The organism is Vibrio sp. SCSIO 43097 (assembly GCF_023650755.1).
GTDB lineage: Bacteria > Pseudomonadota > Gammaproteobacteria > Enterobacterales > Vibrionaceae > Vibrio > Vibrio alginolyticus.
Genome location: NZ_CP071841.1, coordinates 1,611,715 through 1,635,083, shown reverse-complemented (window position 1 = coordinate 1,635,083; position 23,369 = coordinate 1,611,715). Strand labels below are relative to the sequence as shown.

Below are 23,369 nucleotides of genomic sequence, written 5' to 3'. Positions count from 1 at the left end.
TGCGCGCCTTATTTTTAATGCTTGCTAAAACCAAAGCCAGTCAAAGGGATGCGTGAATCAAATCACACATTTCCTGAAGAAAAATAGAGCAAACAATAAGCAGCTTGGTTGTTTTGAATATATGTTACACAATCAAATAACTAACGCTTTCCAACAATATAAATGAACGTTCTTTAAAATCGACTATTGAACTGAGGTTATCTATGAATCTTTCCGCTAAAACTGTTGTGGTTATTGCAATCGGTGCTGCTCTTTACGGTATCGGCGGCTTACCTATGTTTGGCATCCCTGTGTTTGCAAACACAACGCTAAAACCAGCAATGGCAGTATTAGCATTGTTCTCAGTACTATTTGGACCACTTGTTGGCTTCTTGGTTGGTTTTATTGGTCACTGGGTTACTGACCTATTTGCAGGTTGGGGCGTATGGCTCACTTGGGTACTTGGTTCAGGTATTGTTGGTTTGATTATCGGTCTATTCCCTTCTCTAACGCGCTACCGTTTGGAGAAAGGTGATTTCAATATGAAAGACTTCGCGTTATTCGTAGTACTTGCGCTATTAGGCAACGTATTTGGTTACGGTTGCTCTGCATTCCTCGACACGATTTTATACGCAGAACCGTTCACTAAAGTGTTTACCCAGCTTTCTATTATCGCGATCGGTAACACCATTCTTATTGCTATTGTTGGCTTCTTCATTCTTAAGTCTGTCGCTAAACGTAACAAGCAAAGCCGTAACTTAACAGAGGCTTAATGTCGAATGACAATCGAATTTTCTAACTTCTCTTTTAGATATGAGTCGCTGGACAAACCGACGCTAAAAAATATCAATCTAAGGATAGAGAAAGGAGAGAAAATCGTCATTATCGGTCCAAGTGGTAGTGGTAAATCTACCCTTGGGCAATGTCTTAACGGACTGATCCCACACGCAATCAAAGGGGAAACCAGTGGAACATTGACCATCAATGGTCAAGACACCGCCCCTTTCGACATGCACCAATACACTGAGCAAGTTGGCACCGTACTGCAAGATACGGACAGCCAATTTGTCGGTTTGAGCATTGGCGAAGACATTGCATTTGCGCTGGAGAACCAGCTAACTTCAAATATCGACATGTACCCATTGGTCAAAGCCACGGCCAAAATGGTCGACTTGGAACAGATGCTAGAACGCTCACCCCACGATTTATCTGGCGGGCAGAAACAGCGTGTTTCTTTGGCGGGCATTCTCGTCGATGATGTCGATATCCTTTTGTTTGATGAACCACTAGCTGCGCTTGACCCTAAAACGGGTAAAAAAACCATCGAGATCATCGATGATCTACACCGCGAAACGGGCAAAACCATCGTAATCATTGAGCATCGTCTTGAAGACGTTCTGCATTGCTCAGTTGACCGTATTATCTTGATGGAAAGCGGCAAAATCATTGCCGATACAACGCCAGATGAAATTTTAGCGTCGCCTTTGCTAGAAGATTACGGCATCCGCGAACCGCTTTATATTTCAGCACTGAAAGAAGCAGGCTGCGCGATTGAGGGCGATGCAAAACCTTCTAGCTTAACTACCTTACCGTTGGAGCAATATAAACCGGCAGTACAAGCATGGTTTGATGGTTCAACAGCACAACCGCCCAAAACGCCAGCCGAGACTTTGCTTGAAGTCCGTGGCCTCACCTATTCTTACGACGGTGAGAAAAACGCGTTAGAAGACGTGAGTTTTGACATCAAGCGTGGCGAGTTTGTCTCTGTACTTGGCAAAAATGGCTCGGGTAAATCGACCATCACCAAACTGATTATGGGCGTTATTGAAGCGGATAGCGGCTCAATGAGTATGAATGGTCAAGATCTTAACGAACTGACCATCTTCGAGCGCAGCCAGAAAGTGGGCGTGGTGATGCAAAACCCGAATCACATGATTTCCCATCACATGATTTTCGACGAAGTGGCCTTCGGCCTCCGTAATCGTGGCGTTGAAGAGAAACAAATCGAAGCTAAAGTACTTGAAGTCCTTGAGCTGTGCGGTTTGAGCAAATACCGCCACTGGCCAATCGAAGCATTGAGCTACGGCCAGAAAAAGCGCGTAACCATTGCGTCAATTTTGGTATTGGAACCAGAGCTTCTGATCCTTGATGAACCGACGGCAGGTCAGGACTATCGAAACTACACGTCTATGCTGAGTTTCATCGAAAAGCTCAATCGCGAGTTGGGCGTAACCGTGATGATCATCTCTCATGACATGCATTTAGTGCTGGAATACACCACGCGCTCTATCGTGATTGCAGACAGTAAATTAGTCGCGGATGCACCAATGACGCAGGTATTCAGCAGTCCAGAGCTACTAGACCAAGCAAACCTCACCACAACAAGTCTGTTTGAGTTGGCTACGAAAGTTGGCATCGAAGACACCAATGGCTTTATGCAGCACTTTATCAATGTAGAAAAAGCGCACCGCCAACAAAAAAGCGACGACGTAAACCAACTAGAGAAAGCGGTGGCATGAAAGACAATAAGATGAAGTTTGGTATCAACTACATCGATACCCAATCACCACTTCATAAGTTGAATGGCATTACTAAGTTCTTGCTTTTCATTGCTTGGGTAACGGTGGTGTTGACCACATTTGACTTGCGAATCATCGCACTGTTGATCGTGCTTGGTTTAGGCTTACTGAAAATGACCAAAGTGCCCTTTCATGTCTACAAACCGCTGTTATTCGGTACAGGCACGGTATTACTGATCAATGCCCTGTTTATGTTCGCGTTAGCACCGCAACAAGGTACTGAATTCATGGGCTCATCAACGGTTTTACTCTCGTTACCCGGTAATTACTCGCTCACTCAAGAGACGTTGTTTTACCTAGTAACAGTGACGTTGAAATACTTCAGCATGTTTCCAATCGCGTTGGTGTTTGTATTTACCACTCACCCGACGGAGTTTTCAGCCAGCTTGAACCGCTTGGGTGTACCTTACAAAATCGCCTATGCCGTAAGCTTAACGCTGCGCTACTTGCCGGAAGTGAAAAAGGACTTTGTTAACATCATGCACGCGCAACAAGCACGCGGAGTAGAACTGAGCAAGAAGGCTCCGTTGTTCAATCGTATGAAGAACGTCGCGAAGATTCTTGGACCTCTGATTTTCTCTAGTTTAGACAGAGCCGATCAAATCTCAAACGCGATGACGCTACGTGGTTTTGGCCGCCACTCCTCTCGCACTTGGTACAGCTTAAAACCACTGACCAAAGCCGATATGATCTGCATGGCTGGGATTGCGGTGATAGTGATTGCTGCGATCAGCAAGCGTGTGATGGACACACAACTGTTCTGGTATCCGTTTTAAATTCTGAAGCTTCAAACTGAACATAACGTGGTTAGTGTTGTGACCACGTTATCTTCCGTCTTTCCCCTCGATAACTCGCCTGTTGGCTTCTTGCTTGCAAGTATTCAAAAGAAGCGGTAATTTCAGCGGCTCGCTGATGTGCCAGAAAGTTGCTTATTCAAACGACCAACATGAACTAAACTCATCAGTTTTATCAGGGGCTTAATGATCAACTGCGCACTGCCTACAATGAAAAGCCAAGTACCACTTTCAATCAACGAATCATTCAAAAAGAAAAAGCTACCAATTAAAAACCAAATAGCAATGAGTAGGTCGTTTGCAGCACCTAACGCCTCATAGCGGCGCTGAATAACGATGTGACGGCTTCCTAGATCTAAATCCAACTCTCTGCCATGTATCTGCACTGTATAGCTCCCCTCTTATTGTTTCGCGTCAGTTACGCCCAAGTTATTTCGAAATACTTAGTTCTAAACCCTAACGGACGTGGCATGCATTGACAACCATTGGAGGGATTATCTATTTGCAATAAAAAGAAAAGGGCGCATAAGCACCCTTTTTAGCGAGTCTAATTACAGGTATTCGCTTTAATGATTAGATAGTGAGTACCAACTTAACTCCACTTCAACAAGCGAGTTTCGTTGCCTTCTTCCGGCTTCGCTGGAATATTGAGTGACAACAGCAAGCTCACTGCTGCCATACCAGCGCCGATGTAAAATACGCTAGCAGGTGAAACCAGCCAAATCACACCAAACGTAACAGGTATTACAACCGCCGCAATATGGTTAATCGTAAACGCAACGCCCGCGGTCGACGCCATATCTGCTGGGTCGGCAATTTTCTGGAAGTAGGTTTTAATCGCAAGCGCTAACGCGAAAAATAGATGATCGACAACATACAATGCTGCCGCCCACTCAGCCGTTTGCACCAAACCGTACCCGACAAACACGAAGATCAAACCGACGTATTCAAACATCAACGCTTTGCGCTCACCTACAACGCCGATAAAACGGCCTATTCGCTTCGCAAACAAGAAGTTAAAGACATAGTTAATCAGGAACAGCAACGTAATATCTGCGGCGGAGTAACCAAACTTTTCTACCATCAAGAAACCAGCGAACACCGTAAAAATTTGACGGCGTGCTCCACTCATAAACGTAAGCGCATAGTATAACCAGTAACGTTTACGCAGGATGAGCTTCTTGTTCTGAGGCACTTTTGTCTTAAATTGTGGGAAGGCAAATGCCATCACCAAAATGAGCACAAAACCTAAACCACCAGCCATTAAATAGACCGTTTTAAAATCAAGTTTGAGCTGTTCGAGCGAAACCCAAATGGCGCCGTAGGTAAACAGAGAAGCCAAAGCTCCAACAGAAATAAACTTACCCAGCATTTCTGGCGCTTCTTCTTTAGATAGCCATTGTAAAGACAAAGACTGCTTGAGTGTTTCAAAGTAATGGAAGCCGGTGGACATTAACAAGGTTGTAAAAAGTAGACCGTACAAAGTGGGAAAATAACCTGTTAATGCCGTACCAAGCGTAAGCATCGCCAAAGATACGAGCATAAAGCGTTGCTCTCGGATAAACAGCAATACAAACACGGCGGTAAAGGCCAAAAAACCCGGAATTTCGCGCACACTTTGCAATAGGCCTATGTCGGCACCATCAAAGTTTGCTTTCTCTATAACAAAGTTGTTCAACAACGCCATCCAGGTAGAAAAAGCAATGGGCACGATAATGGAAATTAACAGGAGGAAATTTTGCGGCGTTCTCCAGCCGTGCGATGAGGTAGTCATGATGTTTCCTTTAAATATGAAGGCATCATCATAGCTTTAAATGTAACAAATTCGCAATATCATTATTATTTTCAACCCAGAGCAAGCTGATATGGCTGAGGAATATTGTTATGAAGATAAACATCGCACTCAATTCCTTGGCTAAGCGCGATGTTCAAGTATCAAGAGAACTAAAGCATGAGTAAATGTGCTCAGTGGCTTAATCAATGACTTTTACTGATAGGCGATTTTTAAATTCAAACACATGTTCTGGACACACATCCAAACAACGGCCACAGCTAATGCAGTTTTGATCCATAACTCGACGATCTCCCTCTTTCAAAGGCTGCCGAAGCACTTCTGGTTCTGGGCAAATGTAAAAGCAATCCATGCATTTGGTGCAATCTTCGCGCCGAACAGCAGTAACGCGCAACAGGCTTTTTCGGCCTATCACGCCATAGGTAGCCCCCAGTGGACATAAGTGCCCACACCACCCATGCTCAACCAAGAGTAAATCCAACACAAACACTAGGGCGATTAGCACCCAACCTGCGCCCATACCAAACACCAACCCGCGATGCAGTGCCGCAACTGGATCTAACCATGTCCAAAGAATCGCGCCAGATAGCGCACTGCCCAACATCAAAACAGGGATCAGCCAATAACGAATCATGGGAGACCAACGATAGCTCGCTTTAATGTTGAACTTTCGACGCAACCACGCCGCCAAGTCTGTCACGATGTTCAACGGGCACACCCAAGCACAAAATGCGCGCGGCGCCAAAATCGCGTAAAACGCAACGACAATCACTACGCCTAACAACGCATTAAACTCCGGAACATGCCCTGTCGCCAAAGCTTGAAGCACAATTAACGGGTCACTTAACGGCACGGTATCGAGCAACATACTTGATGACAGATTACCAGTTAGAATTCCCAGCGTCGGCCCAGCCATAAACAGCGCAATGATGGTGAACTGACATAGCCGACGTAAAATCAAAAACCGATGCGCGCGCCACCAACCAAGCTTTTCAAGCGCTTCTTTGCCAGCATTTTGAGCTAAATTCTTTGCCATTACTTACCTCCTTTTAGCGATTCAAGCGCACCTTCCGGTACAGGCGTCTCACTAGGGAGGATATTTTCGAGTGGTTTGTCGATCTCTTTCCAACCAAAATTGTAGTGGCTGCCCACTTTGCCTTTCGCCAAATCCGTCGGGACGACTTTAATAGCAGCGACATCCAACACGCACGCTTGTTCACACTTACCGCATCCGGTACACACTTCGGAATTCACTGTTGGGATAAGTTTGGCGTGATAACCGGTTCGGTCGTTGTGAACCATCTCTAATGTGATGGCTTCATCAATCAGCGGACAAACGCGATAACAAACGTCGCATCGTAACCCTTGCCAGTTAAGGCAAGTTTCATGGTCAATAAGAACCGCTGTACCCATTCGAGCATCATCAATATCGGTTAGTTTCGGATCCAGCGCCCCACTCGGACAAGCGACAACACAAGGAATGTCTTCGCACATTTCGCAGGGAATATCGCGTGCAGTAAAGTAAGGTGAGCCAGTCGCGACGGGTGAAAGTAATGTCGCAAGTTTCAAGGTATCGTAAGGACATGCCTGAACACACAAGCCACATCGAATACAAGCTGATTCGAAATCGCCTTCCGGCAGTGCACCAGGCGGACGAATAGGCACACCTTTGGTTTCTCGAGCTTGGCTTTGTAGCGATTGTAAGCCCAATACACACGCAGCTGCGCCAACACCAGCCGCAGTTCGAGCTGTATCACGCAAAAATCGGCGCCGACTTTGCGATATTTTAGACTGAGAGGATTTCATGCTATTTCCTCAACAAAACTCCCTTATCAAGTTAAGCATAAATAGCCCTAAACGTGTCGTTTCCCTATACCTCATAGGAGGTAACCCCACCCTCTATTGATTCAAGTCAACTGACGCACAGTGCCGTCGTCACAGTTTGACTAAATGCGTTTATTTACTGCGACATGAAATTCACCACGATACTCTGCAGTACGCGCCATTCTCAGTACAATAATTCAACACCTTTGCAATCTACTCGCTCAATTCGATGATAAATCACCACTAAAAATTCAAAAAATGACATCATAACAAGCTAATTTAAAAGGCATTTATCCATTAAACATAAAAAAACACTATCCAAATAAGAAAACTGTGGTTAGATTAAAAATTAAAACTAAAAAGCGAAGGAGAGAGGCATGGAAATTATCGTACGTCCAACGACCGTCGAAGACGCAGCGGCACTCGTAGAAATCTATTCACAACCAAAAGCACAACGTGAAACCCTGCAACTCCCAAAGCCTTCGCTCGCGATGTGGGTGGAAAGATTGTCAAACATACCTGATGGTGTTTATAGCTATGTCGCTGAAATTGATGGTAAAGTCGTCGGAAATATTGGCTTTCACCACTCTCTACGTCCAAGAACGATGCACACGGCATCGTTTGGCATCGGAGTACATGATAGTTTCCACGGACTCGGTATTGGTAGCAAATTGATAGAAACAGTCACTGAACTAGCAGATAACTGGTTAAATGTGAGAAGAATTCAGATAGAGGTCAATGCCGATAACGACGCCGCCATTGGGCTTTATAAAAAGCATGGATTTCAAATTGAGGGTGAAGCGATTGACGGTTCCTTCCGTGATGGTGAATTCATCAATACCTATTACATGGCGCGCATCAGACCAGGCCAAAGATAAAACAAAGCCTCCTACTAATTGGAGGCTTTTCTTTTTAAACTTCGACTCACTTTCGTAAGTAAGCCAACGCTCTGCGAGTCAATGCTTCTGTGTAGGGATTGATCTTCCAGTGGTCGGGACTCCAACCTTTCACAAATCGCTGAAAGTCTGCCCAAGCCACAGCAAACAAAGGACGCCATTCACGCTCGACTTCATTAGGGTCAAGATTCGGTTGATAGCCCATTAGCGCGTGTTGCAACTGAGCAAAATACGTATCCAAAACCCAAACTTCCATCTCTGCACAACGTTCTGGCTTAACGGCACTACTCATAAACAGTGCCACATCTTTCATGGCACACCCACATCCAACGTATTGAAAGTCAACCGCAGCAACGTTTGATTCTTCTTCATCAAAACAGAAGTTCGCCAATTTGGCATCACCGTGTACTAGTGTTTTAAACTTAGCTTGCGAAAGCGTTTGATCAATCAATTGAGCCGCATTTTGTAGCTCAGTGTCTTGCAATGCTTCAAGCTCGTCGGGTCTGGTTGCTAAGTGCCAGTATGTACCGATATGCCACAACTTATCCGAACGAACATCGATGTATCGCGCATGAAAGTTCGCCAACCAAGTGAGGCAGGCTTGTAGATGCTTTAGCTGTGCATCTGTGATGACTTTTGGAAAGCCCACCTCGGCGAGATCTTCCATCACAATGAGCCATTCATTCTCCGATTGGAACGTTTTTAGACCTTGTGGTACTCGGCAGCGAGTATCCACCCCTCCGGAAAAATACTCATACCAATTTACTTCCACCTGATAAGAGTGCAACTTTCTTTGATGAGAATGGTCCGTATTCCAGCCTCTAGGATGCTCTGAAGGCTTAGGGAGTTTTACATGCTTAATGATCACCGAACGAAGTGAATAAGTAACTCGGACTAACTCCCCATAGCCTCCCCATAGCGATTGTATGACTTCTACAGAGCGGTAATTACCGAGATTGAGTTCCTGGCCAATAGTTTGGTAGCGTTGGTGGTTGTTACTCATCATGCGAGCAGATGTGACCACGTTTGGTTCTTCTCCATATAGTGAATAACATATGGGCAAACTGGTTTGATTTGATAACCGAGTGACTCAATTTCTGGCAACACCGCTTCCATCATCACTTTTCCGTACCCCTTACCTCGCAGTGCTTCAGGAACAACCGTTGATGTAATGTGCATGACATTACCCTTAAGCTGATAAATCACCTTGGCTTTATAACCCTGCTCTAAATCAACCCAGAATGTACTATTCGTGGTCTCATGAGTTACTTTATGCATATCTTGCTCTCTAATTTTTGTTACAGATTGATTGAATCAAACTATATCACTGAATAAAATCGATACCATGCGAGAGTGCTGCTTCGCCTCACGCGATTACCTTCTTACATCAGGTACGACAATTATAATGAGAAATATGAGCCCAATTGCCAGAGACGGCAAGCTACCTCTGCAAAGCAAGAAGGCACCAGAACGTCAGGCAAGTACATTAAATAGCACCGATGCAATGGCAATGGTCGAACATGGCAGTGAAGTGAGCTTAAACGTCACCACCCCCGTTGGTACAAAGTTTATTACAACCAGCACATTTGTTGGCTGTCACTCAAATAATACTGCATTGATAGAGGTTCCGAACATCTCCGATGAAGACTTGAAGTTCTATTTTCAAGAAGGCTTTTGGATCAATGTAAAAGCCTACTCTCATCGAGGTGAAGGGGCCGTTATCCCATTTCGGGCCCAATTACAGCATCGACTAGGCGATCCGTACCCAATTTTGGTGCTAGACCTACCCAACACTATGCAGGTCTTTCAGCTTCGCAAAGAAGTGCGTTACGAAGTAAATTTGAGAGCGCGCGTTTGTTTAGAAGCCTATCGAACTGAATGCGAAATAAGAGATTTATCTCGTAGTGGCTGTCGTTTTGTAACATCACCAATGAGCCGGCCACTTCAGGTTGGTGACCACGTTTCATTGGATCTAACGATGCCCGGAGAAAGTCGTATGCTAGCGCCGTTGCGAGGTCGTATTTGTAATTTACAAAAATCAACGCACTATGCTCGCTACGGAATGGAGTTTGATGAGGTTGGTAAAAACAACGCTAAAAACCTCCTCAGTCACCTCAAATTTGATGGTACTAAGCTCACACTAAAAAGATAGATTTGATCACCCCTATCGCTTATCAAGAAGCTTTGAAGTGCTAGAAAACAAGAAACCCCTTACTTTTCAGTAAGGGGTTTTTATTTACTAAGAATAAGGCAGTATCTTAGATAAGAGTCATGACTTAGAAGTCGTAACGTAGACCTAGCGCTAGCTCATCTTTTTCAGCCGCGCCTTCGTTATCCATTAGATCGAAGTTGTATGATGCGTAGCCACGGAAGTTAGGCTTGAAGTAGTAAGTTACATCAACAGCTAGGTTTTCTACAGTATCTGCGTCTTCTAGTTCACCTTTGTTGAACGTAGAAGTGAATACAGTTTGACCCATAGTGTAAGCAGCGGCTAGTTCGTAGCCTTTGTAATCAAAAGTCTTACCTGCAACATCCATATCCGCGCCAGTGTAGTTACCAGCGAAGTAGAAGTCACCTACAGAGTATGCAGCTACCAGCATGAACTCATCGCTGTCGTTTTGATCTGCGTAACCAGCACCTAGTTCAAAACCAGTGTTAGCAAACGCGTAAACACCAGATAGAGAGAAGCCATCTTCCTCGTTGTCTGTAAAGCCTTGTGCATCTGTTGTGCGATCAGCAAAACGGTAGCTAGCGCGTACAGCTAGTTGCTCGAATTGGCCTTTGTAAGACAGCATGTTATCTGTACGGTCAGAAACAGGCAGTTTAAGTGCTGCTGTGTTACCGTGGTAAGCCATAATGTCAGTAAAGTCAGTAAGAACCACTAGTGCGCCGTCGTTTTTACCGTAAGTTACTTCACCGTATTTGCCACCCAGACCTGCATAAGCGTAACGAGTTTCAAGATCACTATTGTTATCTACGGCACCTTCTTCTTTTGTTTTGAACTCACCTTCCCAAAAACCAACGCCGTATAGGTTTTCATTGATTTCCTGTTTGCCTAGGAAGTTAAGACGGATGCGAGTACGGTCTTCTGCCTTACCATCCATCATAGAAAGACGCGCTTCAGCGCGGCCGCCCATCTCAAGAGAAGTGCCATCTTGGTTGTATAGTTCTGAAGCGACAACTTGAGATCCTGATGCCATTAGCGCCACTGCTACAGCTAAAGTTTTTAATTTCATTGTTATTTTCCATATCATTGTTTTATATGTGTTTTCTCACCAGAAAAACAGGACTTTTCTGTACCAACGAGAAAACTGGCGGCATAGTAGCAGCTGTTATTTTTCACGCAACGTGTTGAATAAACAGCACTTATAGAAGAAAACACCACTTAAAATGACGATATGAATACCTCTCAACCATCAAGTTATCGGTTGAGTTAAAAAAAATGTTCGCGTCAAAAAAAAATTGACGAAAAAAATGTAAAAACAATATCACAAAACGTGATATTGCCCGCAAAAAAATCTTGTTAACTGACTGTTTTAGATAGACTTATTGATAATAAATCCGATTATTACAAACAAAAAAATCCCTGAGCATTCACTCAGGGATTTAGAGATTTGATAAGTAGATGATGAATTAAAGCTTAAAGAAACTTAATTGCTCTTTCTGCTTCTCTGCAAGTAATGAAAGCTCAGTACTCGCACTTGCACTTTGGCTGATGCCCGCTACGTTTTGGTTTACAAGCTCCGACATGTTAACCACGTTGCGATTGATATCTTGAGTAACTTGAGACTGCTCTTCGGCTGCGGTTGCTACTTGCGTGTTTGAATCGTTGATGTTGGCGACCGACTCGGTAATTCCAACCAACGCTTCATTCGCTTGTTGCGTCAGCTCGTTGTTGCGGCTAAGCATATCAAGGCTGACTTGCATACTGTCATTCGCCAGCCCAGACTGCGCTTGAAGCTCTTCAATGATCGTTTGGATCTCTTGTGTCGAGTCTTGAGTACGAGCTGCTAGCATGCGTACTTCATCAGCTACTACCGCAAAACCACGACCAGACTCACCAGCTCGCGCCGCTTCAATCGCAGCATTCAATGCTAGCAAGTTGGTCTGCTCAGATACGCCGCGAATCACTTCAATAACATCGTTGATCTGTACAGATTGCTCTTTTAGACGCAAAACAACTTGCGCTGCATCGTTCAATGCTTGAGACATTTGCGCACTTGCTTCCGCACTTTCTTGGAAGATGGCCAAACCTGATTGAGCAAGTCCATCAGCTTCACGCGCAGTTGCGTCAGCAGAGGTCGCGTTATCACTCACATTATTCGCAGTGCTTGCAAGCTCATTAACCGCAGATGCAACTTGCTCGATCTCCGCCAACTCTTGTTGAGCGTTCGCTTCCGCTTGCGTCATTACCGCAGCCAATTCGGTCGATGCAGATGCAACTTCCTCACTAATACGGGTTAACTGGTCCACAGTGTTGTATAACTGCTCTGCGGTTTGGTTTACATCTTTGCTCAGCTTAGAGATCTCATTGTCCCCATCGACATCTGCACGTACTGATAGATTACCCATTGCTAACTGACGCATCACTTCTTGCAGTTTTTGGATTGGTGTAACAATCATGCCAGATAGGAACCAAGCGCCTATCAATGAGAAAGCAAATACCGCTAAAACCGTCAACATAGCGTTATTTTGCACACGTTCATTTTGCTGATGGCTTCTGATAGTAGATTGTTCAGCTTGCTCGTTTACATGCTTTGATAGCGTGTTAATTTGTTGGACCATTTCTCGGCCAACATTGCGATACTCTTTAACAAATGCACGGTACTCGCTATCCGATTTCAAACCTTGATCGTATTGGTTGAAGAAAGCAACTGAGCGCTCTGAATATCGCACATAGGATTCAATTGCTTGGCGAACTTTAACGGCATCGTCACGGAATAGATTTCGGGCTTCAATTGCGCTTAAATCGGCATCAACTTGCTTTAAGCCTTCTTTCAATTCGGTTAGAAAATTCTCACGACGAGAAGCATCGTAAATAGCGTAAACCGCGCTTATGCGCAGAGGGTAAATTTGGTCGTCAATACTCGCCAATGTGTCTTTGTGAAAAACCAAAGATTCTTGGTTGGAAGCAATAACATCTTGCTCTGCTTGAAGATTGTTTTTAGTAATCCAAAGAGCAATAAACAAAACAATCGCGGTAAATAATACCGGAACCAAAATTTGCGTTCGTACTGACAAATTTTTCAGTGATAACTGCATGACAGGGCCTCAGTTGTATGCGTGATGTCTATATCCAAACAAACTCGAGCTGTGCTTATAACAACGTTACTTTTCGGCAGTTTGAATATCTATGCTTCCTTGCGACGGGATAAATCCCAGACGAATAAACAAGTGGCGAATATTAGAGGTCGATCACACTTTTGTCTAGTACAAAAACTCTCCATTTTCAATCTGTTATTGACAATATCCCGACAGTGGTGTCGGAATATTATCGTTATGATAAATTATGATCACTTATGATGAGATACATTCACATTTAGGACGGTTTCAGCCTATTTTCTCAACGAATTGAGCTTGGCTTGGGCAAGGCCAAAAATGGTATCGATTGGATAAGAGCCTTCATCGGTTGGCTCACCAGCAACTTTCCCCGTAAACAATTCGATAGCTTCAGTAACATGGTCAATCGCCCAAATATTAAACTCGCCTTTTTCGACTGCTTTCACGATGTCGGAACGAAGCATTAGATTGTGAACATTAGAGCGCGGAATAATGACCCCCTGCCCGTCATGACGACCTTTAATTACACACACATCATAAAATCCTTCGATCTTTTCGTTTACGCCACCAATAGGCTGAGCTTGGCCAAATTGATTCATCGACCCTGTTATCGCAATGTCTTGTCGGTTTGGTTGCTTTGAAAAAGCAGACACAACCGCACATAACTCAGCCATGCTGGCACTATCACCATCAACACCACCATAAGATTGCTCAAAGGTAATGGTTGTAGTTAATGGCACTCGTGCCGTTTTACCAAATACGGAAGATAAGTAGGCAGACAAAATCATCACGCCCTTAGAGTGAATACTGCCTCCCAAATCCACGCTTCGCTCGATATCGATAACCTCCCCATCACCGTAACACGTCGTCGCTGTGATGCGATTCGGTGCACCAAACATGTAGTCACTAGTGCTCAATACCGAAAGTGCGTTCACTTGGCCTACGGCTTCTCCTTCGGTGCGAATCAGCGTTGTGCCGTTAATAAAGGTTTCCATTACGTTATCGCGTAATCGGCTTACTCGCATTTCTTGGTTATTGAGCGCCTCTTCAACATGCCCAATACGGATCATGTTAGAGTTGGCTTGACGAGCAACGTAGTTCGACTCTCGAAGCAAGTTGGCGATATTAGCCGAATGTAGAGATAGCTTGGATTGGTCGCCAGACAAACGTGAGCTGTATTCGATGATCCGAGCAATGGCTTTACGATCGCAATGCAGCATATTGTTGTCATGCACCACGCTAGAGATAAAGCGCGCGTAATGCAGCTCAGACTCCGGCGTACGTTTCATTTCATCTTCGAAATCTGCCGTCACACGGAACAGCTCGCTGAACTCTGGATCGTAATGTTGGAGTAATTGGTAAGTTCGGTAATCACCAAATAAGATAATTTTGATATCAAGCGGAATCGGTTCAGGATCGAGTGATACCGCCCCCGTCAATGTGACTTCTTTTTCTAGAGACGTAAAACTCAATTGACGAGCACGCAATGCGCGCTTCAAACCATCCCAAACGTAAGGCTGTTCAAGTACTTTCTGAGCATCCATTAATAGAACGCCGCCATTCGCCTTATGCAAGCTCCCTGCACGAATCAGCGAGAAGTCGGTAAACACCGTTCCCTTGAAAGTGGCAGTCTCAATCGACCCGAAGAGTGAATGATAATTGGGATTTTCTTCAACAACGATAGGAAATTCGCTGCTTTTACGGCTTACCAAGACGTTCACTTTATAACGACGTGGCAACTTTTTATCCAAGGATGCCGTCGCAATTTCGCCTTGCTCGCCACTTTGGTCAAGGAAGATATCTGCGTTTTCAACAATATCTTTTTGCAGCTCAGTTAAGTAGGTTTTGATTTCGGAATATTGCGCGTAATCCACTTTGAGTTTTTTGATGAAGTGAGTAATCACATCAAGCGTCACTTCATCATTGAGCTTTTTGATTTTATCGCTGTATGTCTCTTCCCACTCCGTAAGCTCACGAACCATCGAGCGCAATCGCACTTCGAGTTCATCAATAGCATCGCTGAATTGCTCTTGTTCTTTTTTGCTTAGTACATCAAAAGACTCTTCCGTATGAAGCTCATCACCGTTCATGGCGACAAACTGATAATCCCCCTGCGTAGTCAGTGTTAGGCTGATGCCCTTTTCTTTTGCCTCTCGACTAATACGATCCAGCTCGTTTTGTTGCTTAGCTGCCAATTGATTTTTTAATCGCTCAGCGCGGCTAAAGTACATTTCATTGTCGAATGCTAGGGGTAAAGCATTCAATAATTTGCCCATTAAAGCTTCAATATCAACACGTAGCTTATTTCCGATACCACAAGGCAACTTTAATACCTTTGGTGTACGGGTATCCTCAAAGTTCGCAACGTAACACCAATCAAACAGGGCTGCTGCATCGTGTTGGTGACGATTCAGATAGCGCAAGATCATGGTGCGTTTACCTAGCCCATTCTGACCAATGGCGTAGATGTTATACCCTTTCTCTTTGATGGACATCGCAAACTCGACCGCTTTTTGCGCGCGCTCTTGGCCCACGATTTCATCAATTGGAGGTAACTCCTTGGTCGACTTACATGGCATATTCTCTAGATCTGCTACAGAATATAGCTGCTTAGCTTCCAATCTTAGTATTGCCATATCCACTTCCTTTTTTCTTATTTTCGTTATTTGAGTGTAGAGATTATTTGCTTAATTTTAAGTGATTTACCTTCCACCCTAGATTGATTGGACATTTTATGAACACATAAGTGATATTAACACGCACTTGCAATTGATAATCAATTTCATTTAATATCTAAACAAATCAAATGTTGTGGAGATGGATATGAATATTGAGCAATGCTGGATGCGCTACTTAAAAGCGGAGCAACTGATGGAACAAGGCCATTGGCCAGAAGCTCATCGTTTATATGACGACGTGCTCAACAATCTACCCAACCACATTCATTTAGCGCTAGAAAATGCACAAACTAAACCTTGCCAGTTTGTATGTCTCATTACGGGGCTTAGAGATGCCAGCGTGACGCAATCAGAGATTCTCAACAAACTCGGCTTACAACATGATGCGTTCTCAATACTCAATCAAACTTACGCGCTATTTCAATTTTTGCAGCTAGAGAGCCATGAACTGATTGAGCGCGTAGGTCACCTACTTGGTCAACAGAGCGAAGACTTGTTAGCTCACATGGCGGCATTTTGCTCTGCCCAACGTAATGCTCAATGGATGATAGAACTCGAGCACGTAACGCGCGCGCATGAGCAGTTCTTACATTTGCAAGCAATGAGTTCGGCAAAATCTTCGCCTTCTCACCTGTATAATTAATCTAAAGCTCAAGCATTGAGGCCAGCTAGGTTTGTGCTGTCCATTACTTGAGTATCATTTGCTTTATCAACCACAAGGATCTGTGATGTCTTCTAAAACCATTCTTTCGGTGAACAACCTATCAGTCAGCTTTACGACAAACGATGGGATCGTCGATGCAGTAAAGAATGTTAGCTTCGATTTAAAAGCAGGCGAGACGCTGTCCATCGTTGGCGAATCTGGCTCTGGCAAGTCAGTATCAACCAATGCACTGATGAAACTACTGCCAGACAACGCTATTTTGCATGAAAGCTCATCCATCATGTTTGAGGGTAGCTCCATCTTGGATAAAACAGAGCGTGAAATGCAAAGTATTCGCGGTGATCGCATTGGCATGATTTTTCAAGAGCCGATGACCTCACTAAACCCGTACATGCGGGTGGGTATCCAAGTCGCTGAGGCCATCATGTGTCACCGCCCGGTCGACAGACGAACAGCAAAAGCAAAGGTGTTAGAGCTGTTTGAATTGGTTCATATGCCAAACCCAGAAAAAGCGTACAACAAGTACCCACACGAATTTTCTGGTGGTCAATTGCAACGTATCATGATTGCGATGGCACTGATTAACGAGCCCGATATTTTGATCGCCGACGAACCAACAACGGCGTTGGATGTCACGGTTCAAGCAGAAGTGTTGCACCTGATTAAAGAAATTCAGGCTCAGATGGGCATGGCAATCCTATTTATTACTCATGACTTAGGCGTCGTAAAACACTTTGCAGATCGTGTCATTGTGATGTGTAAAGGAGAAGTCGTCGAAGAAGGCGAAACGCAAACACTCTTCGAGGACCCAAAGCACGAATACACACGTATGCTAATCAACTCGATTCCTAAAGGCAGTAAGGAGCCTATTAGCGAAAGTGCTACACAGCTGTTAAAGGCCGACGATATACGAGTCAAATTCTTGGTAAAGTCGCATTTTATTGCGAGCAAGAATGAGTACTTCGAAGCGGTAAAAGGCATTTCTCTTGAGCTTAAACAAGGAGAGACCCTCGGGATCGTTGGGGAGTCCGGTTCAGGTAAGTCTACACTCGGCCGAGCTTTGATAGGTCTACTGCCCTCAACTGGCAAAATAGAATATAAAGGCCAAGATATGGCCTTGCTGACAAACAAAGAACGTTTTGAGCTGAAAAAAGACGTTCAGATGGTATTCCAAGACCCTTATGGTTCGCTTTCTCCTCGTATGACTATCGGCGAGATCATCACAGAAGGATTAACTGTCCACCAACCAATGTTGAGTAAAAAAGAACGTATGCAGAAAGCACGCGACGTGCTCCGTGAGGTCCGCTTAGATCCCGCGTCCATCAACCGTTATCCGCACGAGTTTTCAGGAGGCCAGCGTCAGCGTATTGCTATCGCGCGAGCACTGATCCTTGAACCTTCGTTTATTCTGCTTGATGAGCCAACCTCTGCATTAGACCGCTCGGTGCAACTGACAGTGATTGACCTTCTGAAAGATTTGCAGAAAAAACACAATATTGGCTACTTGTTTATTAGCCACGATCTATCAGTAGTTAAAGCACTCTCTGATCGTGTTCTAGTCATGCAAAAGGGCGAGGTCATGGAACAAGGTACGGCCGAAAAGATTTTCCAAAACCCTAAAAATGACTACACGAAAAAACTGATAGATGCCTCATTTGATCTTGAAAACAGTGAAAATCAGCACAATGCGGCTTAGGTTCATCACAGTTTCATATTCATAAACTAGGATTAAGAAAAGGTGATAAATTCATCTTGTCTTAAGAATGGCGTAGCTGCCTTTCGGTTTGGCCGCCGAGACTGGTTGGTTCAAGGGTCAGACTTAGTCAACCTGGCTCAAATACTGGCAAACAGTATGAATTGAGTTCCCCCAACCATGAAAAATGCCGCGACACTGTCGCGGCATTTTTTTATTCTCAGAAGTTTCTAACAACTAGGGCATTAAATCGACTCAATACCCATATTATGTAACGTAAATGCATACACGTCTGTGGTGAGGTCAATTTGCTTACTCAGCGGCATTCCTGCACCATGACCGGCATTAACATCAATGCGTATCAATACTGGATTAGCGCCTTGCTGTTTGTCTTGCAGCTCCGCAATAAATTTGTACGAATGTGCTGGCACAACTCGGTCGTCGTGATCAGCAGTTGTCACCAAGGTAGCAGGATATTGCACGCCTTCTTTTACATTGTGAACAGGAGAGTAACCAAGCAAGTATTGGAACATCGCTTCACTTTGCTCCGACGTGCCATAGTCATACTTCCAGCCTTCTCCAGAAGTAAACGTGTGATAACGCAGCATATCAAGCACGCCAACCGCAGGCAGCGCGACTTTGAATAGTTCAGGGCGTTGCGTCATACACGCTCCAACTAACAAACCACCATTAGAACCACCGCGAATCGCTAGGCGATCCGAGCTAGTGTAGTCGTTTTCAATCAGGTATTCCGCCGCCGCAATAAAGTCATCAAACACGTTTTGCTTTTGCTGCTGAGTGCCTGCGTTGTGCCAGGCTTTACCGTATTCACCGCCGCCTCGCATGTTGGCGACAGCGTATATACCCCCCAACTCTAGCCAGTTGGCTACATTGCCAGAAAACATTGGAGTAAGGCTGATGTTAAAACCGCCGTAACCATACAACATGGTTGGTGCTCTACCATCAAGTGCAATGCCCTTCTTGTATGAGATGATCATCGGAACTTGCGTGCCGTCTTTTGAGGTGTAAAACACCTGTTTTGATTCATACTCATTACGATCGAACGGTGCCTTTGATTCCTGAAACAGTGTCGATTCACCAGATTCGACATCAAATGAGAAAATCGTCGGAGGCGTCACGTAGTTAGTGAATGTGTAATAAAGTGTGGTTTCTTCTTTTTTACCCGCCAGACCATAAGCCGTGCCTTCTCCCGGCAATTGTACATCTCGAATCCACTCACCTTGGTAGTTAAACTGCTGCACTTTAGAAAGCACATCTACCATATAAGTCGCAAACAGATAACCGCCACCTTTGCTGATTTCTAACGGCTGTTCTTGTTCAGCAATCACGTCAGCCCATTGTTCTGTCTGAGTGTTGTAGCTGACAACTTTGCCATTCGGCGCGTCTAGGTTGGTGTAAAGCAGCAAGGTTGCGTCTTGGCTATCAATTAAGTAGGTGTCGCCTTGCGTTGTCTCGCGCAGCGTCACAATTGCCTGTAACTCAGACTGTAAATCAATATAAAACAGACGATTACCCGATGTAGATTCTGCGCCAGAGATAATGAGGAAGCGATCATCTGTCGTCGTCGTACCAGACACATAACGATGAACTTGCGTATCCAACTCACCGAAAATCACTTTATCTTCAGATTGAGGTGTACCAAGTTCATGATAATAAAGCTTGTGATGCTCAGTTCGAGCAGACAACTCGCTGCCTTGCGGCTTATCGTAGCTTGAGTAATAGAAGCCTTTGCTGCCCAGCCAAGAAATCGACGTAAACTTCGCATCAACAATCTCAGGCTCTAGCTGTTCTTTGGTTTCCGTATCAATGACAAAGATCTTACGCCAATCACTGCCCCCTTCCGAGATGGAATACGCGACCAAACGGTAGTCTTTAGAGAAGCTGACTTCGCCAAGAGAGGTCGTGCCCTCTTCGGAGAAAGTATTTGGATCAAGGAAAACCTCGGCTTCTCCCTCGCCTTTACGTCGATACAATACGCTTTGGTTTTGCAAACCGTCGTTTTTGTAGAAGTAGGTGTAGTCACCACGAACAAATGGCTGGGAATATTTTTCGTAGTTTTGACTCTTCGCCACTAAGTCACGGATTTGTTGGCGGTACGGTATCTGACCAAGGAAATCGAAGGTGACCGAATTTTGACCCGAAACCCATTGAGCGGTTTCTTCACTGCGATCATCTTCTAACCAGCGATAAGGGTCGGTAATGTCGTGACCAAAATAAGTGTCCACGACAGAATCTTTACGTGTTTTTGGGTAATGCATAACGTCCGTGTTACTCCGTTGTTTTTATTAAGTTGTTTATCTTCAATCGTTTTATTGCGGTGATTACCTTAGAGCACCCTATTTTGATTTCAACGACATTGTTTTAAATCTATGAAGAACCTAGAAATAATGAGATATCGTTAAGTATCGGTCACGAATGTGCTCAATAAGCAGCTTCACTTTGTTCGGTGGTTGACGAGTAAACGGATACACCGCGTAGATACCCAACTTTTTACCTACTAATTCAGGAAAAATATCCACCAGTTGACCATTACGAATATCGTGATACACCAAACAGCGCGGGACGTAAGCAATACCATGGCCGCCCAGAGCGGCTTTACGTAATGCGGTCGCGTTATCAGTAGAAAAGCAGCCCGATACTTTGACGATGTAATTGCCATCTTCTCCTTTAAACTCCCAATCCGTTGCACCTGTGGTTTGGTAAGCGTATTGCAGACAATTGTGCGTGGTGAGATCAATCGGCTCGATCGGTTTCCCATTTTTCGCAATATAAGAAGGTGACGCGCATACCACCCATTGGGAATCGAGAATATGTCGTGCGATCAAACTAGAGTCGGCTAAGTAGCCAGTTCGAATGACTAAATCGTAACCATCAGCCACTAAATCGACAAAGCGATTATCCAATGACATGTCCACGGTCAGACCCGGATGAAGGTTACAAAATTCGGCAACAGCATCAGCAAGTATCAAATCTCCAGAGATACACGGCACGGACATTTTTATATGACCGCTCACATTCTCTCCAAAGCCTGCAACAGCATCCATAGCCTCCTGAGTGGCCTGCTTCACATTTTTAGCACTGTGGAGTAACACCTTACCTGCCTCGGTCAAGGTTAATTTGCGCGTTGTTCGATATAATAGCTGAGCCCCTATTTCTTCCTCCAACCTCGCCATTCTTTTGCTAACTACCGAATTTGTAAGGTTATTTGCCTCTGCAACCTTACTAAAGCTGCCAAGTTCGATTACTTGAGAAAATAGGATTAAGTCGTCTGCTCTCATACCATTATGTCACTTTTGGAATTAATTATTTTCATTATTTCCCTATATCAACAAAAAATAAAGGAGTAAATTCACGCCAAATTAACAAAACCATTACAACAAAAAGTCACCTCTACAGCGGATTGACACCGTTCGAGAAGTCAGCGTACGAAGGATGTACAAATGAGTGAAACCCTACTTGCCCTAGTGGCATTTTCGCCAATTGTTGTTGCCGCCATCTTATTGGTTGGTCTCAACTGGCCTGCTAAAAAAGCCATGCCTGTTGCGTTCGGTCTAACCGTCGCTATCGCACTAATGTTTTGGGATATGTCAGCCAATCGCGTACTGGCCTCCGTATTCCAAGGACTGGGCATTACTGTCTCTGTTCTATGGATCGTGTTTGGTGCCATCTTCTTGCTCAACACTTTAAAACACACTGGAGCGATCACCACAATCCGTAATGGATTTACCGATATTTCGGCTGACCGCCGTGTACAAGCCATCATCATTGCTTGGTGCTTTGGCTCGTTCATTGAAGGCGCATCTGGGTTCGGTACCCCGGCAGCAATCGCTGCACCACTACTGGTTGCAATCGGCTTTCCTGCGCTAGCCGCTGTCCTTATGGGCATGATGATTCAGTCAACGCCTGTTTCATTCGGCGCGGTAGGCACGCCTATCATCGTAGGTGTAAACAAAGGTTTAGACACCCATAACATCAGTGAGTCGTTGGCCGCACAAGGTGCAACGTGGGAAATGTACCTGCAAGATATCACAGCGCACGTTGCTGTCATTCACGCAGTCGTAGGTACGATGATCCCAGTATTAATGGCGATGATGTTAACACGTTTCTTCGGCAAGAACAGAAGCTGGAGTGAAGGTCTGGATATTCTACCATTTGCGTTATTCGCTGGTATCTCTTTCACCGTTCCATACGCGTTAACCGGTGTTTTCTTAGGTGCAGAGTTCCCTTCACTTATCGGTGGTTTGGTTGGTCTGTCTATCGTTGTTACCGCAGCGAAAAAAGGCTTCTTAGTACCAAAGACTAAGTGGGATTTCGAAAGCGAAGACAAATGGCCTGCAGAGTGGTTAGGTTCGCTAAAAGTCGATCTAAACGACAATCCGGGCAAGCCAATGAGCATCGTAAAAGCTTGGGTTCCATATGTAATGCTGGCAGTTATTCTCGTCGCAAGCCGCGTAAGCCCAGAACTGAAAGGCTTTGTACAAAGCGTAAGTTTGTCGTTCAGCAACATTCTTGGTGAGACTGGCGTTAGCGCTGCGATTCAGCCGTTATACCTTCCTGGTGGCATTCTGGTGTTTGTCGCACTACTTGCTGCAATGTTACAAAGCGGCAGCGTAAAGCCATTGCGTGAAGCATTTGGCGAGTCAAGCAAAACACTGATTGGGGCCGGTTTTGTCTTGGTATTTACCATTCCGATGGTTCGTATCTTTATCAACTCAGGCATCAACGGTGCTGACCTAGCAAGTATGCCCGTCACAACCGCAAACTTCGCCTCTGACCTTGTTGGTTCTGCGTTCCCAGCGCTGAGTGCCACCGTTGGTGCACTGGGTGCGTTCATCGCTGGCTCAAACACGGTATCAAATATGATGTTCAGCCAGTTCCAATTCGAAGTGGCACAAACGTTGTCTATTTCGAGTGTGATTGTTGTATCACTCCAAGCCGTCGGTGCTGCCGCAGGTAACATGATTGCGATTCACAACGTTGTTGCCGCATCAGCCACGGTAGGTTTGCTTGGTCGAGAAGGCGCAACATTGCGTAAAACGATTATCCCTACGTTCTACTACATTGTAATGACAGGCATTATTGGATTGGTGCTGATTTATGGCTTCCAAATGACAGATGTCTTAATGAAGTAACGCGAAATGCAGGGTTTACAGCCCTGCCTAATTTGAC

At 44.8% G+C, this 23,369-nt stretch carries 19 protein-coding genes; 8 read left to right on the top strand and 11 right to left on the bottom strand.

The genetic code is table 11. The features are described from left to right. The first annotated feature begins 203 nt into the window (after window positions 1-203). From J4N40_RS23740 to J4N40_RS23730, 3 genes are read left to right on the top strand one after another with little or no spacing between them, the layout of a single operon-like run. Entirely contained in the window at window positions 204-752 is a 549-nt protein-coding gene (locus tag J4N40_RS23740) for an ECF-type riboflavin transporter substrate-binding protein (protein ID WP_005375133.1), read from the top strand. Window positions 753-758: 6 nt separating this feature from the next. Then, window positions 759-2,498 carry an ABC transporter ATP-binding protein gene (locus tag J4N40_RS23735; protein WP_047104520.1) on the top strand — a complete coding sequence of 580 codons (1,740 nt, stop codon included), beginning with the start codon at window positions 759-761 and terminating at the stop codon, window positions 2,496-2,498. Continuing rightward, window positions 2,495-3,334, top strand: coding sequence for an energy-coupling factor transporter transmembrane component T family protein (locus tag J4N40_RS23730; RefSeq protein ID WP_005383942.1), 840 nt, complete (start codon window positions 2,495-2,497; stop codon window positions 3,332-3,334). The genes J4N40_RS23735 and J4N40_RS23730 overlap by 4 nt, the downstream gene beginning before the upstream one ends. Window positions 3,335-3,456: 122 nt before the next feature. On the opposite strand, the gene J4N40_RS23725 is transcribed toward J4N40_RS23730, so the two are convergent. The 4 genes from J4N40_RS23725 to napG form a co-directional block, all read right to left on the bottom strand. Further along, window positions 3,457-3,738 (bottom strand): YrhK family protein, encoded by a 282-nt coding sequence (locus tag J4N40_RS23725; RefSeq protein ID WP_025768568.1) that lies wholly within the window; start codon window positions 3,736-3,738, stop codon window positions 3,457-3,459. A 206-nt stretch (window positions 3,739-3,944) separates the two neighbouring features. Further along, window positions 3,945-5,126 (bottom strand): MFS transporter, encoded by a 1,182-nt coding sequence (locus tag J4N40_RS23720; protein ID WP_005375129.1) that lies wholly within the window; start codon window positions 5,124-5,126, stop codon window positions 3,945-3,947. 199 nt (window positions 5,127-5,325) lie between these two features. Further along, a complete protein-coding gene (gene napH / locus J4N40_RS23715) occupies window positions 5,326-6,180 on the bottom strand; it encodes a quinol dehydrogenase ferredoxin subunit NapH (protein WP_053350046.1) in 855 nt (284 codons plus the stop codon). Next, on the bottom strand, window positions 6,180-6,950 hold the full coding sequence (gene napG, locus J4N40_RS23710) for a ferredoxin-type protein NapG (protein WP_005383947.1): 771 nt from the start codon (window positions 6,948-6,950) through the stop codon (window positions 6,180-6,182). The genes napH and napG overlap by 1 nt, the downstream gene beginning before the upstream one ends. Window positions 6,951-7,345: 395 nt before the next feature. On the opposite strand from napG, the gene J4N40_RS23705 reads away from it, so the two are divergent. Then, window positions 7,346-7,846, top strand: coding sequence for a GNAT family N-acetyltransferase (locus J4N40_RS23705; RefSeq protein ID WP_017820512.1), 501 nt, complete (start codon window positions 7,346-7,348; stop codon window positions 7,844-7,846). A gap of 46 nt (window positions 7,847-7,892) precedes the next feature. Here the strand turns inward: J4N40_RS23705 and J4N40_RS23700 are convergent, their stop codons facing one another. Both J4N40_RS23700 and J4N40_RS23695 read right to left on the bottom strand, forming a co-directional pair. Next, window positions 7,893-8,870: a phosphotransferase gene (locus J4N40_RS23700; RefSeq protein WP_213915637.1), complete on the bottom strand. Its 978-nt coding sequence runs from the start codon at window positions 8,868-8,870 to the stop codon at window positions 7,893-7,895. After that, window positions 8,867-9,142, bottom strand: a complete 276-nt coding sequence (locus J4N40_RS23695) for a GNAT family N-acetyltransferase (protein WP_017635482.1) — start codon at window positions 9,140-9,142, stop codon at window positions 8,867-8,869. Before J4N40_RS23695 ends, J4N40_RS23700 begins: the two co-directional genes overlap by 4 nt. 127 nt (window positions 9,143-9,269) lie before the next feature. Between J4N40_RS23695 and J4N40_RS23690 the strand changes: the two genes are divergently transcribed. Further along, on the top strand, window positions 9,270-10,016 hold the full coding sequence (locus tag J4N40_RS23690) for a flagellar brake protein (RefSeq protein ID WP_042521645.1): 747 nt from the start codon (window positions 9,270-9,272) through the stop codon (window positions 10,014-10,016). 124 nt (window positions 10,017-10,140) lie between these two features. Here the strand turns inward: J4N40_RS23690 and J4N40_RS23685 are convergent, their stop codons facing one another. The 3 genes from J4N40_RS23685 to J4N40_RS23675 all read right to left on the bottom strand — a co-directional run bounded on the left by J4N40_RS23685 (window position 10,141) and on the right by J4N40_RS23675 (window position 15,780). After that, window positions 10,141-11,100, bottom strand: coding sequence for a porin (locus tag J4N40_RS23685; protein ID WP_064354918.1), 960 nt, complete (start codon window positions 11,098-11,100; stop codon window positions 10,141-10,143). A 397-nt stretch (window positions 11,101-11,497) separates the two neighbouring features. Further along, window positions 11,498-13,126 carry a methyl-accepting chemotaxis protein gene (locus J4N40_RS23680; protein WP_005375120.1) on the bottom strand — a complete coding sequence of 543 codons (1,629 nt, stop codon included), beginning with the start codon at window positions 13,124-13,126 and terminating at the stop codon, window positions 11,498-11,500. Between the two features lie 293 nt (window positions 13,127-13,419). Further along, on the bottom strand, window positions 13,420-15,780 hold the full coding sequence (locus J4N40_RS23675; protein WP_054574916.1) for a Lon protease family protein: 2,361 nt from the start codon (window positions 15,778-15,780) through the stop codon (window positions 13,420-13,422). 187 nt (window positions 15,781-15,967) lie between these two features. Here J4N40_RS23675 and J4N40_RS23670 point away from each other — a divergent pair, with 187 nt between their 5' ends. Together J4N40_RS23670 and J4N40_RS23665 are read left to right on the top strand one after the other, a co-directional pair. Then, entirely contained in the window at window positions 15,968-16,465 is a 498-nt protein-coding gene (locus J4N40_RS23670; RefSeq protein WP_005375116.1) for a hypothetical protein, read from the top strand. Window positions 16,466-16,550: 85 nt separating this feature from the next. Then, window positions 16,551-18,182, top strand: coding sequence for an ABC transporter ATP-binding protein (locus J4N40_RS23665; protein ID WP_017635486.1), 1,632 nt, complete (start codon window positions 16,551-16,553; stop codon window positions 18,180-18,182). Between the two features lie 242 nt (window positions 18,183-18,424). Here the strand turns inward: J4N40_RS23665 and J4N40_RS23660 are convergent, their stop codons facing one another. Further along, window positions 18,425-20,458 carry a prolyl oligopeptidase family serine peptidase gene (locus J4N40_RS23660; RefSeq protein ID WP_115386801.1) on the bottom strand — a complete coding sequence of 678 codons (2,034 nt, stop codon included), beginning with the start codon at window positions 20,456-20,458 and terminating at the stop codon, window positions 18,425-18,427. 120 nt (window positions 20,459-20,578) lie between these two features. After that, entirely contained in the window at window positions 20,579-21,478 is a 900-nt protein-coding gene (locus J4N40_RS23655; RefSeq protein WP_005375112.1) for a LysR family transcriptional regulator, read from the bottom strand. Window positions 21,479-21,640: 162 nt separating this feature from the next. Between J4N40_RS23655 and J4N40_RS23650 the strand changes: the two genes are divergently transcribed. Next, complete coding sequence (locus J4N40_RS23650) at window positions 21,641-23,332, top strand: L-lactate permease (protein ID WP_033906714.1); 1,692 nt, start codon at window positions 21,641-21,643, stop codon at window positions 23,330-23,332. Window positions 23,333-23,369: the final 37 nt, after the last annotated feature.